Below are 12,861 nucleotides of genomic sequence, written 5' to 3'. Positions count from 1 at the left end.
TCCCGCCATCTCCGCCGTTCCGACCGCTTCCAGCGGTCCCGGGCCGGCACCCTCGCCGGCTGCCCACCATTATGCGCGCCGGACAGGCGCCCGCCTCACGGCCTGATCCGCACCTTGAGGGCCGTGCGCTCGTCCATCGCCCGGTAGCCGTCCGGCACCCGGTCGAGCGTGACCGTGCGGTCGAAGACCGGCGACGGGTCGATCCGGCCGGCCAGCACGTCGGCGAGCAGTTCCGGGATGTACGCGCGGGCGGGGGCGACGCCGCCGCCGAGCCGCACGTTGCGGCCGAACATCTGACGGATGTCCACGCCGGCACTGCCGCCGTGCGGCACGCCCACGTAGCCGACCGCGCCACCGTCGCGCGCCACCGAGATGGCGGTCCGCATCGACTCCTCGGTGCCGACGGCCTCCAGCACGGCGTGCGCGCCCTGCCCCTTGGTCAGCTCCCGCACCGCCGCGACGGCGGCCTCGCCGCGCTCGGCGACCACGTCGGTGGCGCCGAACCGGCGCGCGATGTCGGTCCGCGCGGTGTGCCGGCCGAGCGCGATGATCTGCTCCGCGCCGAGCCGGCGGGCCGCGAGCACGCCGCACAGCCCGACCGCGCCGTCGCCGACGACGGCCACGGTCGCACCGGGCCGCACACCGGCGGCGAGGGCGGCGTGGTGCCCCGTGGACATCACGTCGGACAGCGCCAGGATCGCGGTGAGCAGCGGGTCGTCGCCGGCCGCCTCGGCGGGCAGCCGCACCAGCGTGCCGTCGGCGTACGGGACGCGCACCGCCTCGCCCTGGCCCCCGTCCGAGCCGGGCTCGCCCCAGAAGCCGCCGTGCGGGCAGGACGTGTGCAGGCCCTCGACGCAGAAGTCGCAGGTGCCGTCCGACCAGACGAACGGCGCCACCACCAGGTCACCCCGGCGGACCGAGCTCACCTCGGCGCCGGTCTCCTCGACCACGCCGAGGAACTCGTGCCCGATCCGCTGTCCCGGCTGGCGCGCGGCCACCCCCCGGTACGCCCACAGGTCGCTGCCGCAGACGCACGCCTGCACGACCCGGACGACCGCGTCGGTCGGGTTCCGGACGGCGGCGTCCGGCACCTCCTCGATCCGGATGTCGAACGGCGCGTGGATCACGGTGGCACGCACGGGCTTCCTCCGCTGCTCAAGGCGGCGCCGCTGCGCCACCCCGCCGAGGCTAGCGCGGTGACCACAGACGTTCGCCGGGCGGTGTCGGAACGGAAGTGTCGTACGGGTGTTGTTGGCTATGGTTCGTGCCTCGTCGTCGGGATCGGTCCGCTGGGCGGGTGGTGCACCGCACGGCCCGGGTGGCGGTTCGGGTGACGGTGGGGCAGTGGAGGCGGTGTTTCGGGCTGCTGCGTTCGGCCGGTGACGTGTGGGCGTGTGTGTTGGAGGTGAACGCGTGGCGGCGTCGCCGTGGTGACGGCCCGCTGGTGGGCTGTCAGGAGTTGTGTCGGGAGTTGGCGGGGTCGGGGCCGGGCACGTTCGGCGAGTTGGACAGCACGGGTGCCCGGTCGGTGTTGCGCCGGTTTTCGGATGCGTGGTTCGCGGCGGCGAAACGCCGCCGCGACGGTGATTCATCGGCGCGGTTTCCGCGTCGGCGGCGTGGGCTGGTGCCGGTGCGTTGGTATCACGGCACCTTCACCCTCGATGGGCGCCGGGTGCGCGTCCCGGCCGCGACGGGGAGCGGTCGGTTGTGGGTGCGGTTGGCCCGCGAGGTGCGGGTACCCGCTCGAGCAGGTCCGGTCGATCACGCTGCTGTGTGAGGGCGGCCGGTTGTTCCTGGACGTGACCGCGGAAGTCCCGGTCGCCACCTATCCGGGCGGTGAAGGACCGGATCCGAGCCGGGTGGCCGGGGTGGACCTCGGTGTGATCCACCCGTATGCGGTGGCCGGCCCGAACGGGGACGGGTTGTTGGTGTCGGGGCGGGCGATCCGCGCCGAGCACCGCATGCATTTGGCCGACAGCAAAGCCCGCCGCCGCGCCGCCGCCCGCCGGGCCCCGAAGCCGGGTCAGCGGGGGTCGCGGCGGTGGCGCCAGTACCGTCGCCGTGCCCGTCTGGTGGAGGGCCGGCACCGGCGCCGCGTCCGCCAGGCCCAGCACGAAGCCGCCGCCACCGTCGTCTCGTGGGCGGTGCGCCAGCGGGTTGGTGTGCTGCACGTCGGCGACCCCCGCGGCGTCCTCGACATCGCGGCAGGGCGCCGGTCGGTCCCGGCGTGACCCCCGCCGCCCACCCCGGGCCGCGCGAGGACCAGTTGGCCCGCGGGGGCCCGCCCCACCACACCGGCGGGGAGTCGCTCGCCCGAAAAGCGAGGATCCACAGCGACCACCGAAACCCGGTGAACGTTAGTGGACACCGCACTAGCGGGACGCCGCGCCCGCCACGAGACCGCGCCCACCGGCGGTGGCCCTCCTCACCCGGCCGCGCCGAGCCCTGTCGATCACGCAGGTGTGGCGGCCGTTGCGCCCGGTCGCCGGTTGTTGTCCAGAGCCACGACCGCCGCCGGCCGATGCCGTCGGTGGATACGTGGCCCGCACCGGCGGCTTCCGCCGGCACGCCGGCCCCCTTCTCGCGGATGCTGGGCCCGTCGGGTGTGCGGGCGTGCAGCAGCGAGCCGGAGTCGGATGTTTCGCTCGCGGATGCGAGAGATTAGGGTCTCCTCCGTGGCGATGTTCCGGATCGGGGAGGCGGCCGAGCTGCTCGGCGTCAGCGCGGACACGGTGCGCCGCTGGGTGGACGCCGGCCGCCTGCGGGCGGTCCGCGACGAGCACGGCCACCGCACGGTCGACGGGGCCGACCTCGCCGCGTTCGCCCGGGCCCAGGCGGCCGACCCGGACGAGCGGGCGGACGCGTCGTCGGCCCGCAACCGGCTGCGCGGGATCGTCGTCAACGTCGTCAAGGACACCGTGATGGCGCAGGTCGACATCCAGGCCGGCCCGTTCCGGATCGTCTCGCTGATGAGCCGGGAGGCGGTCGACGAGCTGGACCTGCGGGTCGGGTCCCTCGCGGTCGCCGTGATCAAGTCCACGACGGTGGTGGTGGAGCGTGCCACGCCAGCGGCCGGTCCCCGGGGAAGGCACGCGTCGTGAGAGCACGTGTGGTCCGTGCCGCCGCGGTGGCCGTCGTCGCCACGCTCGCCCTGGCCGGCTGCGGAGACGGCGGGTCCACGGACGCGGGCGGATCCGCCGGCGGCGTGACCGGGACGGTGACCGTCTTCGCCGCCGCGTCGCTCACCGAGTCGTTCACCCGGATCGGACGGGACTTCGAGGCCGCCAACCCCGGCACCACCGTGGTGTTCAACTTCGCCGGCAGCTCCGCCCTCGCCACGCAGATCACCGAGGGCGCCCCCGCCGACGTCTTCGCCTCCGCCTCGCCGCGCAACATGGCTACCGTCACCGAGGCCGGTGGCGCCGACGGCGAGCCCGCCGTCTTCGTCCGCAACCAGCTCGTCGTCGCGGTCGCGCCCGGCAACCCCGAGGGCGTGCGCGGCCTGCCCGACCTGGCCCGGCCGGGGCTGAAGGTGGCGCTCTGCGCCGAGCAGGTCCCGTGCGGCGCGGCGGCCCGCACCGCCCTCGACGCGGCCCGGGTCACGCTGACCCCGGTCACCCTCGAACAGGACGTGAAGGCGGCACTGGCGAAGGTGCGGCTGGGCGAGGTGGACGCCGCACTCGTGTATCGCACCGACGCGCGCGCCGCCGGCGCCGACGTGACGGCCGTCGAGTTCCCCGAGTCCGCGCGGGCCGTGAACGACTACCCGATCGCCGTCCTGGCCGACGCCCCGAACCGGGCCGGCGCGCGGGCCTTCGTCGCGTACGTGCGGTCCGCGCCCGGGCAGGCGGTGCTCACCGGGGCCGGGTTCCGGGCGCCGTGACGGTCGCGGGCACCGGGACGCCGACCGCGCGGCGGCGGCCCGCCATCGGCGTACGCGGGCGGGCGGGCGGCGTACCGGTGGCACTGCTGCTGCCGGCCCTGCTCGGCCTGGTGTTCCTCGTCCTGCCGCTCGCCGGCCTGCTGGCCCGGACCCCGTGGAGCACCCTGCCGCAACGGCTCGCCGAACCGGGGGTGCTCACCGCGCTGCGGCTGTCGCTGCTCACCGCCACCCTGGCGACGCTGCTCTGCCTGGTGCTCGGGGTGCCGCTGGCGTGGCTGCTCGCCCGGGTGGAGTTCCCCGGCCGGCGCCTGGTCCGCGCCCTGGTGACCGTGCCGCTGGTGCTCCCGCCGGTGGTCGGCGGCGTGGCGCTGCTGCTGGTGTTCGGGCGGCGCGGCCTGCTCGGTGGCTGGCTCGACTCGACGTTCGGGATCACGCTGCCGTTCACCACCACGGGGGTGGTGCTCGCCGAGGCGTTCGTCGCCATGCCGTTCCTCGTCATCGCCGTGGAGGGGGCGCTGCGCGGCGCCGACCGCCGGTACGAGGAGGCGGCGGCGACCCTGGGCGCGGGCCGCTGGACGACGTTCACCCACGTCACCGTGCCCCTGGTGGCTCCGGGGCTGGCCGCCGGCGCGGTGCTGTGCTGGGCGCGGGCGTTGGGCGAGTTCGGTGCCACGATCACGTTCGCCGGCAACTACCCGGGCCGGACGCAGACGATGCCGCTCGCGGTGTACCTGGCGCTGGAGACGGACGTGCAGTCGGCCGTCGTGCTCAGCCTGATCCTGCTCGTCGTCTCGGTCGCGATCCTGGCCGGCCTGCGCGACCGCTGGATCACCGCGCCGTGACCGCACACCTGCTCGACGCGCACCTCGTCGTGGACCGGGGCGGGTTCCGCCTGGACGTGCCGCTGCGCGTGGCGGCCGGCGAGGTGGTGGCGCTGCTCGGCCCGAACGGCGCCGGCAAGACCACCGCCCTGCGGGCGCTCGCCGGCCTCCAGCCGTTGACCGCCGGCCACGTCACCGTCGACGGCACCGACCTCGACCGACCCGACCGGCGCGCGTTCACCGCCACCGAACGGCGCTCGGTCGGCGTGGTCTTCCAGGACTACCTGCTCTTCCCGCACCTGACCGCGCTGGACAACGTGGCCTTCGGGCCGCGCCGGCACGGCGCCGACCGGCGCTCCGCGCGAGAGACGGCCCGCGCCTGGCTGGACCGGGTGGGGCTGGCCGAGCACGCCCACCGGCGGCCCCGGCAGCTCTCCGGCGGGCAGGCGCAGCGGGTGGCCCTGGCCCGCGCCCTGGCGGTCGCGCCCGCACTGCTGCTGCTGGACGAACCACTCGCCGCGCTGGACGCGCGCACCCGGCTGGACACCCGCGCCGAGCTGCACCGGCACCTCGCCGCCCACCCGGGCGCCACGGTGCTGGTCACGCACGATCCGCTGGACGCGCTGGTGCTCGCCGACCGGCTGGTCATCGTGGAGGGTGGCCGCGTGGTGCAGGAGGGCGACGCGGCGAGCGTGACCGCGCGGCCCCGGACCGACTACGTGGCCCGCCTGGTCGGCCTCAACCTGCACCGGGGCCGCGCCGAGGGGCATGGCGTCCGGGTCGCCGACGGGCTCGTCCTCACCGTCGCCGACCGGCTCGACGGGGACGCCTTCGTGGCGTTCCGGCCATCGGCGGTGGCCCTGCACCCCGCCCGGCCCGACGGCAGCCCGCGCAACACCTGGCCGGCGACCGTGGCGGGCGTGCAGCGGCACGGCGACAACCTGCGCGTCCAACTGGACGGGCCGATCACCGTCGCCGCCGACGTCACGCCCGCCGCCGTCGCCGCCTTACGCCTGGTGCCCGGCCAGCGGGTCTGGGCCGCGGTGAAGGCGGCGGAGACGCACGCGTACCCGGCGGTGTGAGCCGCGGCGTGGCGCCGGCACAGGCCCGCGGCGGCCCAGGGCCCCGGTGCGGCGGCTCAGCCGGCCAGCAGGTCGGTGTGGGCGGCACGCAGCCGGGCGAGCGCCGGGTCGGTGCCCGGCGGGACCCGCCGGTCGAGCTCGGCCCACGCCTCGGCGAGCGCGGCGGTCACGGCGCGCAGCTCGGCGGCATGCCGTTGGGCACCACGCCGGTGGGCCTCGTCGAGCCGGCGGGCCCAGCCGGCGGTGACGGCGGCGAGGCGGTCGGCGTCGGCGCGGGCCTGGGCGGCGGTGCGGGCGGCGGCGGCCGGGACGATCGCGGCGACCGGCCGGGGATCGCCGTCGCGGGTGAGGACGGTGACCGTGTCGGTCAGCTCGGCCAGGGCGACGAGCTGGGTGAACCGGGTGCGCGCCTCGCGGAGCGGCACGGAGCGCGGCCGGCCGGCGTCAGGGGTGAGGGCGGGGACAGCCATGGATGCATGGTGCCTCCGGGGTACGACAGAAACCGTCCATGTCGGAGCCTGGACAACTACAGTTAACAATCCTAATAATTGTGCATCCGTCGATCCGACGGCCCCACGTACCGGGAGGTCCGGATGCGTCGCCCTGCCCGAAATCTGTTGCTGGCCGCCGTCGCGGCCCTCGTCACCGTCGCCGGCACCACGCTGGTCCTGGCCGCGCCCGCCCGGGCGGCCGGTCCCACCGCCACGTTCGTCAAGACCTCCGACTGGGGCACCGGATGGGAGGGGAAGTACACGATCACCAACGGCGGCACGAGCACACTGACCGGCTGGCAGGTGGCCTTCACCCTGCCCGCCGGCACCACCCTCGGCTCGTACTGGGACGCCACGGTGACCAGCTCCGGCGGGCGGCACACCTTCACGAACCGGTCCTGGAACGGCACCGTCGCGCCGGGCGCCTCGGTCTCGTTCGGCTTCCTCGCCACCGGGTCCGGCTCCCCCACCGACTGCACGCTCAACGGCGCGCCGTGCGGCGGCGGCACCCCGACCAGCCCACCCACGACCACGCCCCCGCCCACCACCGCACCGCCCACCACACCGCCGCCGACGACGCCGCCGCCGACCACCCCGCCCCCTGGCGGGTTGCCGAAGCACGCCCTGATCGGCTACCTGCACGCGAGCTTCGCCAACGGCTCCGGGTACCTGCGGATGGCCGACGTGCCGGCCGACTGGGACATCATCAACCTCGCCTTCGGTGAGCCCACCAGCGTGACCTCGGGCGACATCCGCTTCCAGCTCTGCCCGGCGGCCGAGTGCCCGGGCGTCGAGACGGAGGCCGAGTTCATCGCGGCGATCCGCGCCAAGCAGCAGCAGGGCAAGAAGGTGCTGCTGTCCATCGGCGGGCAGAACGGCCAGGTCCAGCTCACCACGACCGCCGCACGGGACACCTTCGTCCGGTCGGTCTCGGCGATCATCGACCGGTACGGCCTGAACGGCCTCGACATCGACTTCGAGGGGCACTCGCTCTACCTGAACGCCGGCGACACCGACTTCCGCAACCCCACCACGCCGGTGATCGTCAACCTGATCGCCGCGATCCGCGCGCTCAAGCAGCGGTACGGGGCGAACTTCGTGCTCACCATGGCGCCGGAGACGTTCTTCGTGCAGCTCGGCTACCAGTTCTACGGGCCGGGCCCGTGGGGCGGGCAGGACCCGCGCGCCGGCTCGTACCTGCCGGTGATCCACGCCCTGCGCAACGACCTCACGGTGCTGCACGTGCAGGACTACAACTCCGGACCGATCGTCGGGCTCGACAACCAGTACCACACCATGGGCGGTGCGGACTTCCACATCGCGATGACCGACATGCTGCTCGCCGGCTTCCCGGTCGCCGGCAACGCGGAGCGCGTCTTCCCCGCGCTGCGCGAGGACCAGGTCGCCTTCGGCGCGCCGTCGTCGGTCAGCGCCGGCAACGGGTACGTGGCGCCGGCGGGCGTGCAGGCCGCCGTCACCTGCCTGGTGCGGGGCCAGAGCTGCGGCTCGTACGCCCCGCGCAGCGGCACCAACCCGAACTTCCGGGGACTGATGACCTGGTCGATCAACTGGGACCGGTACTACAACTGGGAGTTCCGGCTCAACCACGGGCCGTTCCTCAAGGCCCTGCCCTGACGCACCGGTGTGGCCCCGCCCGGAATTCACTGGGCGGGGCCGTGTCCCGCGCACGATGATGGCGGGCGAGGAGGTGCCCGTGCACGGACCGGTATCGACGTCACCGCCCGGCCCCGGGCCGTCCACACGGGCCCTCGTGCCGGCTCTCGGTGACGACGTCCGCGCGGTCGTGCTCGTCGAGGGCGCCAGCGACCGCGTCGCCCTGGAGACGCTCGCCGCCCAGGTGGGGCGGGACCTGCCGGCCGAGGGGGTCCGCGTGCTGCCGATGGGCGGCGTGACCAACGTCGGCCACTTCCTCGACGCGCTCGGGCCACGGGGTCTCGGCCTTCGGCTCGCCGGCCTCTACGACGCGCCGGAGGAGGGGTTCGTCCGGCGCGGCCTGGCCCGCGCCGGTCTCGGCGCCGCCCTCACCCGCGCCGACCTGGCGGCGTGCGGCTTCCACGTCTGCGTCGCCGACCTGGAGGACGAACTGATCCGGGCCGCCGGGGTGGACGGGGTACGGGCGGTCCTCACGGCGGCCGGTGATCTGCACTCGTGGGACCTGTTCCAGCGGCAGCCCGCGCAGCGGGGACGACCGGTCGAGGCGCAGCTGCGTCGCTTCATCGGCACCCGTTCGGGCCGCAAGGCCGCGTACGCGCGGCTGCTGGTCGACGCGCTGCACCCGGACCGGGCACCCCGGTCACTGCACGCGGTGCTCGACCACCTCTGACGCCGCCCGCGCCCGCCACTCGTCGGCGAGCACCGACCAGACCTCCATGTCGACCCGCCCCTCGCCCGCCGGCGCCGGGTAGACCGAGCGCAGCGTGCCGTCGAGGGAGAACCCGAGCCGCCGGGCCACGGCGATGCTGCGCCCGTTGCGCGCGTTGCAGCGCCACTCCACCCGCTGGATGCCGCGCTCGTGGACGGCCCAGTCGAGCAGGTGGGTCACCGCTCGGCTGACCAGCCCCCGCCCCTCGGCCGCGGGCTCCAGCCAGCACCCCGCCTCGCACAGCCCGAGGGTGGCGTCGAAGGACACGAACAGCACCCCGCCGACGAGCGTGCCCCGGTCCCACACTCCCCAGATGCCGCCGGCGTCGTGGGCCCAGCGGTCGGCGTGGCGCTGGAGCACCGCGCGGGCCGAGTCGAGGTCGGTCGCCACGAACGACGGCCCGACCCAGGGCCGGATGTGCTCCCGGGCCCGGTCCAGGTGGGCGAGGAACTCCTCGGCCCGCCAGGGCTCCAGCGGACGCAGGACCGCGTCCTCGGTCAACGGCAGCGTGAACACTGAGACCTCCCCCGGGTGGCGGGCTTCCATCCTTGCCGATCATGGCCGCCGCCGCAGCCCGTTGTCTGTTCGCACGGAATAGCCCCGCCCGGGATGGTGCCGGTGGCACCACCCCGGCCGTCCGCCGTCAGCGGCGGCGGATCTGCGAGGTGATGGTCGGGTCGGTGATCTGCGTGTCCCGGGCGAGCAGCAGCGCCTTGCTGAGGATGACGCCGAGCATCCGGTCGCCCTCGAACGGGAGGAAGACGCCGGTCGGCCCGGCCTCCACCGTCTGCTTCGGGACGATGCACAGGTACTGGTCGTTGGGGCTCATCAGGATGTTGCCCGACCCGAGGTGGATCTTGTATTCGCGGAGGTCGCCCCGCACCCGCAGGAAGCGGCCGTCCACCTGGCACCGGTCGGCCACCGCCAGCCGGGGCACCAGCCGGGCGAGCAGGTCGCGGCGGGTCTCCGCGGTGGCCGACAGCTCACCGAACCCGTACGAGTGCCAGTACTCGCGGTACCGGCCGGTGGGTCCGCCGTCGGACCACGTCGGGTCGTTGCCGACGCTCGCCACACCGACGAACAGGTCCACGTCGCGCATCACCTCGCTGAGCACCAGCGCCGGGACCTGGTCCAGCGGCAGCGGCGCGACCGGCCCGTCACCACCGCGCACCCACTGCTCGTACCCGCCACCGCCGGCGTGGGCCAGGTTCTCCGGAGCGCGCAGCGGGTAGAAGCGCACCTGGTCGGTCACGACCCGCAGGTACGCCCCCGACTCGCTGGTGTCCACGCCGTACTCGTCGCCGGCGCCCTCGACCCAGAACTCGGCGCGTAGGCCCCACTCGGGCAGCTCCCGGGTCGCCGGCGGGTACTCGTCGTCGACCATCAGCCGCAGCCGGTTGCGCCAGCCCCGCACGGCGGCGAGCGCGTGGAACTGGTGCTGGCGCAGGACGTGGGCGGCGAACCGGTTCGAGTAGACCCCGGTGCGCTCCTCGGCGGCGGTCAGCAGGTAGACCTCGCGGTGCGCCTGCTTGAACGGCTGCACGACGCCGTGCCGTTCCAGCCACGCGCGCCAGGCCAGGACCTCGGCCACGTCCCGCCCGATCGGGTGCCACAGCGTCACGGTCGCGTCGTCGGCCGCCGTCACCGGCTCGCCGTCGAGGGTCCGCAGCGCGCCGTCGGCGAACCCGCACGGCTGGCCGTCGACCAGCCAGATCAGCCGCCGGCCCAGGGTGCCGACCAGCGGGTGGTCGAGGTAGCGGGCGCGCCACGGCGCGTACGGCCAGCTGCGCCGGCCGAGGAGCTGCCGGTCGAGGCGCTCGGCCTGGGCGGCCAGCATCTTTTCGACGTCCTTCACCGCCGCCTTCAGCTCGCGCAGCTCCTCGGGGCGGTCGCGCCGCACGGCCGCCGGCGGGCTCTTCACCACCCGACCGGCGGCGGTGCGCCAGGTCAGCGACACCGATCCGGCGGCGACGGTCAGCTCCGCCTCGGCGTCGCCGAGCCGCTCCACCCGGCGGCCCACCTCGGTCAGCCCGTACGTCGGCACCGCCAGCTCCTCCACCTCGGCCCGGGACAGGCCGAGGGCCTCGGCGCGCCGGTCCAGCGCGGCGGTCAGCTCCTTGAGCGTGCCCTTGTAGGTGACCCGGGTGGCGAGACGGGCGAGCTGGGCGAGGGCGTCGTCGCCGTCCAGCCGGGACAGCGCCCACACCGCGGCGTTGGCGACCTTCGGGTTGCGCGGCCCGATGCCGGCGACCTTGCGCAGCGACGTCTCCACCAGGCCGCCGAGCGTCCGCGCGGTGGCGGCGTCGGCCGGCCCGTCGGCGGCCAGGGCGAGCAGCCACACCAGGCCCCGCAGGGCGGTGGCGTTGTACGGGTCGTACGCGTGCGCGACGTCCGGGTCGTACTCACCCCGGTCGAGCGGGAAGGTGCGGGGCCGCCCGACCAGGCCCAGCCATCCGGTCACCGTCTCCCGGTACGCGGTGGGGCCCACCTCGTCGAGCAGGGCGCGGGCCTGCCGCTCCCAGCGGGTCGACGGGCGGGCCGACGTGGCGGTCAGCGCGTGGGTCACCAGCTCCGGCCAGCCCGCCCCGAGGCCGGGCAGGTCGGCGAGCACCCGGTCGGCCCACGCCTCGCCGGGGCTGAGCGGCGGCGCGTCCACCGTGGCCAGCACGTCGTGCAGCGGGCCGCTGGTGTGGTACGTCGCCAGCACCGTGCGGCGGGCCACCGCGACGGCGTGACCGGGCAGCTCGCCGTCGACCCGCCGCACCTCCCGGCACAGCCAGGCGAGCTGGTCGAGCGGCCAGTACGTCCAACACCGGGAGGCCGCATCGAGCTGCTCGCGCAGGCCCTGCTCGGTGCTGGTGAGTCGGCGCAGGACAGACGGCAGGACGGCCATCAGCCACCCACCAGCGGGACGAGCTTGAGGAAGCACACCTCGGTGCCGGCGCGCAGGTCGACCTCGACGTCCAGCTCCTCCACCTGCCGGTCGTCGACGAGCACCACGAACCCGTTGCGGGTGAACGCCTCCACCGCCCGGGCGAACTGCTCCTCGGCGTCGACCCGGCGCCGCTCCGGCATCCGGTAGCCGTTCAGCGTGCGCTCGGTGCCACCCGGCCGCACCAGCCCCCGGAACACCTCGGGCTGGCGGGCGTTGTGCTCGGCCACCTCCTGGAACACGCGGCGACGGATCAGCTCCCGCAGCGACAGCCGCTCCTCGAAGATCTCCAGATGCCACGCCTCGTCCCGGGCGCCGGACGTCGTCTCGTCGACGAACCTCACCATCACCATGCCGGGCACTGTAGGGACGCCCACCGACAGATCCCGCGCCGGTCACGGCGGATCGGCCAGCAGGTAACCCCGTCCGTGCACGGTGCGCAGGTACGGCGTGCCCGGTGTGACCGCGTCCAGCTTGCGCCGCAGGTTGACCATGTGCGCGTCCACCGCCCGGTCGGAGACGTGCCGGTCGGCCCCGTACGCGAGGTCGATGATCTGGCGTCGACTGTGGACGCGACCGGTCGCCCGGGCCAGCACGACCAGGATGTCGAACTCCCGCGCGGTCAGGTCGACCCGGGCCCCGCCGAGGCGGACCTCGACCGCACGGGTGTCGATCTCCAGGGCACCGACCCGAAGGACGACGTCCGCGCCGGGCGCCGGCGCGCGCCGCAGCAGCGCCCGGACCCGGGCGGCGAACTCCGGAACGGGGTACGGCACGGCCAGCACGTCGTCCGCGCCGGCGTCCAGGGCCCGCACCGTCTCGTCGGCGTCGTCGGCGGTGTCCAGGGTGTCCGGTGGCCGGCCGGGCGGCCCCGCCGGCGGGCGGTCCGGTGCGGGCGGGTCGACGAGGACGAGGATCGGCACGTCGGACCGGGACCGCAGGATGCGGCAGAAGTCGGCCCCGTCGAGCGGGGGCAGCCGCCGCCCGACGACGACCAGGTCCGGACGCTCCGAGCGCCACCGGTCCAGTCCGCGCCGCGCGTCCGACGCGAGTCCGACCTCGTAGCCGGCCCGTTCCAGGTGCGTCCGCGTCGTGGCGGCCTCCACCGCGTCGCCCGCCACCACCAGGACGGACCGCCGCCACCCCGCCGGCCGGCCCGAAAGGACCGGCGCCCGTCCCGCGTTCCGCCCGACCCGTACCGTCACCATGCGCGCTCCGTCGCTGCCGGGGCCGTCCGCCGACCGGTGCGCCCGGGTTCTGGGGTACGGA

General features: G+C 75.3%; 13 protein-coding genes. 7 read left to right on the top strand and 6 right to left on the bottom strand.

What is annotated here, in order from left to right:
• Positions 1-95: 95 nt before the first annotated feature.
• On the bottom strand, positions 96-1,139 hold the full coding sequence (locus tag HCJ94_RS21035; protein ID WP_168002746.1) for a zinc-dependent alcohol dehydrogenase family protein: 1,044 nt from the start codon (positions 1,137-1,139) through the stop codon (positions 96-98).
• A gap of 660 nt (positions 1,140-1,799) precedes the next feature.
• Between HCJ94_RS21035 and HCJ94_RS21030 the strand changes: the two genes are divergently transcribed.
• The 5 genes from HCJ94_RS21030 (at position 1,800) to HCJ94_RS21010 (ending at position 5,786) form a co-directional block, all read left to right on the top strand.
• On the top strand, positions 1,800-2,231 hold the full coding sequence (locus HCJ94_RS21030) for a transposase (protein WP_168002745.1): 432 nt from the start codon (positions 1,800-1,802) through the stop codon (positions 2,229-2,231).
• Between the two features lie 444 nt (positions 2,232-2,675).
• Positions 2,676-3,101, top strand: coding sequence for a TOBE domain-containing protein (locus tag HCJ94_RS21025; protein WP_168002744.1), 426 nt, complete (start codon positions 2,676-2,678; stop codon positions 3,099-3,101).
• Positions 3,098-3,883: a molybdate ABC transporter substrate-binding protein gene (gene modA, locus HCJ94_RS21020; protein ID WP_373684378.1), complete on the top strand. Its 786-nt coding sequence runs from the start codon at positions 3,098-3,100 to the stop codon at positions 3,881-3,883. Before HCJ94_RS21025 ends, modA begins: the two co-directional genes overlap by 4 nt.
• Complete coding sequence (locus HCJ94_RS21015; RefSeq protein WP_373684376.1) at positions 3,880-4,725, top strand: ABC transporter permease; 846 nt, start codon at positions 3,880-3,882, stop codon at positions 4,723-4,725. Before modA ends, HCJ94_RS21015 begins: the two co-directional genes overlap by 4 nt.
• Complete coding sequence (locus HCJ94_RS21010; RefSeq protein WP_168002743.1) at positions 4,722-5,786, top strand: ABC transporter ATP-binding protein; 1,065 nt, start codon at positions 4,722-4,724, stop codon at positions 5,784-5,786. The genes HCJ94_RS21015 and HCJ94_RS21010 overlap by 4 nt, the downstream gene beginning before the upstream one ends.
• 56 nt (positions 5,787-5,842) lie before the next feature.
• Here the strand turns inward: HCJ94_RS21010 and HCJ94_RS21005 are convergent, their stop codons facing one another.
• Positions 5,843-6,256, bottom strand: coding sequence for a type II toxin-antitoxin system Phd/YefM family antitoxin (locus tag HCJ94_RS21005; RefSeq protein ID WP_168002742.1), 414 nt, complete (start codon positions 6,254-6,256; stop codon positions 5,843-5,845).
• A 144-nt stretch (positions 6,257-6,400) separates the two neighbouring features.
• Between HCJ94_RS21005 and HCJ94_RS21000 the strand changes: the two genes are divergently transcribed.
• Together HCJ94_RS21000 and HCJ94_RS20995 are read left to right on the top strand one after the other, a co-directional pair.
• Positions 6,401-7,912, top strand: a complete 1,512-nt coding sequence (locus tag HCJ94_RS21000; RefSeq protein ID WP_168002795.1) for a chitinase — start codon at positions 6,401-6,403, stop codon at positions 7,910-7,912.
• Between the two features lie 79 nt (positions 7,913-7,991).
• A complete protein-coding gene (locus tag HCJ94_RS20995; protein ID WP_205801630.1) occupies positions 7,992-8,621 on the top strand; it encodes a TOPRIM nucleotidyl transferase/hydrolase domain-containing protein in 630 nt (209 codons plus the stop codon).
• On the opposite strand, the gene HCJ94_RS20990 is transcribed toward HCJ94_RS20995, so the two are convergent.
• The 4 genes from HCJ94_RS20990 to HCJ94_RS20975 all read right to left on the bottom strand — a co-directional run bounded on the left by HCJ94_RS20990 (position 8,592) and on the right by HCJ94_RS20975 (position 12,800).
• The gene (locus HCJ94_RS20990; RefSeq protein ID WP_168002741.1) at positions 8,592-9,176 is read right to left on the bottom strand and encodes a GNAT family N-acetyltransferase; all 585 of its coding nucleotides are present in this window, start codon (positions 9,174-9,176) and stop codon (positions 8,592-8,594) included. The two genes, HCJ94_RS20995 and HCJ94_RS20990, sit on opposite strands and share 30 nt — an antisense overlap.
• Positions 9,177-9,303: 127 nt before the next feature.
• The gene (locus HCJ94_RS20985) at positions 9,304-11,553 is read right to left on the bottom strand and encodes a DUF4132 domain-containing protein (RefSeq protein ID WP_168002740.1); all 2,250 of its coding nucleotides are present in this window, start codon (positions 11,551-11,553) and stop codon (positions 9,304-9,306) included.
• Complete coding sequence (locus tag HCJ94_RS20980) at positions 11,553-11,945, bottom strand: hypothetical protein (protein WP_168002739.1); 393 nt, start codon at positions 11,943-11,945, stop codon at positions 11,553-11,555. The genes HCJ94_RS20985 and HCJ94_RS20980 overlap by 1 nt, the downstream gene beginning before the upstream one ends.
• 42 nt (positions 11,946-11,987) lie before the next feature.
• On the bottom strand, positions 11,988-12,800 hold the full coding sequence (locus tag HCJ94_RS20975; protein WP_168002738.1) for a response regulator transcription factor: 813 nt from the start codon (positions 12,798-12,800) through the stop codon (positions 11,988-11,990).
• Between the last annotated feature and the right edge of the window lie 61 nt (positions 12,801-12,861).

The organism is Micromonospora thermarum, from assembly GCF_012034245.1.
In the GTDB taxonomy this organism is placed as follows: Bacteria; Actinomycetota; Actinomycetes; order Mycobacteriales; family Micromonosporaceae; genus Micromonospora; species Micromonospora thermarum.
The sequence above is the reverse complement of the archived record's forward strand: the minus strand, read 5'-3'. Positions and strand labels throughout refer to the sequence as shown.

Excerpts from the sequence above, each read along its gene's own strand:
- HCJ94_RS21005 (WP_168002742.1), bottom strand. The coding sequence starts at position 6,256 with ATGGCTGTCCCCGCCCTCACCCCTGACGCCGGCCGGCCGCGCTCCGTG.
- HCJ94_RS20985 (WP_168002740.1), bottom strand. The coding sequence starts at position 11,553 with ATGGCCGTCCTGCCGTCTGTCCTGCGCCGACTCACCAGCACCGAGCAG.
- HCJ94_RS20980 (WP_168002739.1), bottom strand. The coding sequence starts at position 11,945 with ATGGTGATGGTGAGGTTCGTCGACGAGACGACGTCCGGCGCCCGGGAC.
- HCJ94_RS20975 (WP_168002738.1), bottom strand. The coding sequence starts at position 12,800 with ATGGTGACGGTACGGGTCGGGCGGAACGCGGGACGGGCGCCGGTCCTT.